The organism is Acinetobacter sp. (assembly GCF_049284435.1).
GTDB lineage: Bacteria > Pseudomonadota > Gammaproteobacteria > Pseudomonadales > Moraxellaceae > Acinetobacter.
The window spans coordinates 1-2,080 of record NZ_JBAPXX010000085.1 but is presented as its reverse complement, the minus strand read 5'-3'; the positions used below and the strand labels follow the sequence as shown (position 1 = coordinate 2,080).

General features: G+C 48.5%; 2 protein-coding genes. One reads left to right on the top strand and one right to left on the bottom strand.

Going from position 1 to position 2,080, the window contains the following annotated elements; translation table 11 throughout:
* Nucleotides 1-1,411: NAD-dependent malic enzyme (locus tag WAK81_RS08010; RefSeq protein WP_422196396.1), on the top strand; the 1,411-nt coding region annotated here is incomplete at its 5' end.
* 54 nt (nucleotides 1,412-1,465) lie between these two features.
* Here WAK81_RS08010 and WAK81_RS08005 read toward each other — a convergent pair.
* Nucleotides 1,466-2,080 (bottom strand): Dyp-type peroxidase (locus WAK81_RS08005; RefSeq protein WP_422196395.1); only part of this gene is annotated, 615 nt, incomplete at its 5' end.

Here is a 2,080-nt window from a genome sequence, read left to right as displayed (position 1 = left end):
AAGTGAAATGATGCCGATTATTTACACGCCAACGGTCGGTGAGGCCTGCCAGCGTTTCTCGGATATTTACCGCCGTCATCGTGGGGTGTTTATTTCCTATCCGGATCGTGCGCATATCGATGATATTTTGCAGAACGTCAATAAAAACAATGTCAAAGTCATTGTGATTACTGATGGTGAGCGCATTTTGGGCTTGGGTGATCAGGGCATTGGCGGCATGGGAATCCCGATTGGCAAACTGTCACTCTATACGGCTTGTGGCGGGATCAGCCCGGCCTATACCTTGCCGATTACCCTGGATGTCGGCACCAACAATCCGCAATTGCTGAATGATCCGATTTATATGGGCTGGAGTCAGCCACGTATTAGTGGCGATGAATATTATGCCTTTGTAGATGAAGTCATTGCAGGCATTAAACGCCGTTGGCCAAAAGCGCTGATCCAGTTTGAAGATTTCGCACAAAAAAATGCCATGCCTTTGCTGCACAAGTATCGTGACCAGATCTGCTGTTTTAATGATGATATTCAGGGCACTGCTGCGGTCTCTGTAGGTAGTCTGATCGCTGCCAGTCGTGCGGCAGGCAAGCAACTGAAAGACCAGACCATTGCCTTTTTAGGCGCAGGCTCGGCGGGTTGCGGTATCGCGGAACAGATTGTGGTGCAAATGGTGGCGGAAGGTCTTAGCGATAGTGAGGCCCGTGCCCGCGTCTATATGGTCGATCGTTTTGGCCTGATCACGGAAAATCAGCCGAACCTGCTGGATTTCCAGCGCAAACTGGCTCAAAAGGCCGCGGTGATCGGTGAATGGGCCAACGTCACAGACGTGATTTCATTGCTGGATGTGGTGAAAAATGCCAAACCTACCGTACTGATTGGGGTGTCGGGTCAACCAGGGTTGTTTACCGAAGAAATTATCAGGACTATGGCTGCCCATTGTGAGCATCCGATTGTATTGCCTTTATCCAATCCAACCTCACGGGTAGAAGCGGTTCCTGCTGATATTATTCAGTGGACTGAAGGTAAAGCACTGATCGCAACTGGTAGCCCATTTGCACCGGTGAATTATCACGGCAAGATTTACCAGATTTCGCAGTGCAATAACTCGTATATTTTTCCGGGCATTGGTTTGGGTGTAGTAGCTTGTGGTGCTACGCGAGTCACCGACCATATGCTGATGGCTTCGAGTAATGCCTTGGCGGATTGCTCACCGAAGCTGGAGCGTCTGGACGCAGATTTATTGCCGGATATTAATGATATTCAGCGCGTGTCAAAATTTATTGCCTTTAAAGTGGCACAGGCTGCCATGCAGGATGGTGTGGCTCCGGTGATTAGTGATGCTCAATTGCAGGAACAGATTGAAGCCCATTTCTGGACACCAGAATACCGTGCTTATCGACGGTTACCTTATTAAGTAATACACAAAAAATAAAGGAGCTTGAGCTCCTTTATTTTTGAGATCGGTACCTTAAGCAGCATCAAGCAGTTGCGCCAGTAATTCTTCCGAAGGTGCGAAATAATAGGCACCATCCATCGGAGTGACAAAGTGCAACAGACGGTCATGAATACCATCGCCACTGGTACCAAACATGCGCTGCAACATGGCATCAATAATGCTCAAGTCGTACGTATAGGCAATAAAGAACAGGCCCTGCTCGGATTTTCCATCTCCATAGGGTAGGGAATGGCGCAGGATTTCCAGTTCTTCACCCTCATCATCTTCCACCACGGTCCGTGCAACATGGGCATTTTCCGGTTTTACCGCATCGTCAAGTTCAATCGATTCCAGTTTAGTACGACCAATCACCTGTTCCTGTGCATCGACTTTCAGTTGCTTCCATTTAGTCAGGTCATGGGCATAACGTTGCGCAAAAACAAAGGAGCCATTCGCAAAAATGCCGGCCTCAGCAGGTAATAAAGCCGCTTCAGCACGATTCTCTGGAAATTGCGGATTTTCCGTACCATCAATAAAGCCGGTCATATCGCGTCCATCGAAATAACGGAAGCACACGCGTTCATCCAGGACTTCGACCTGATCCTGGATCCCTTCAAAAAAGGCCTGACTCAATGCAAAGCAGATATC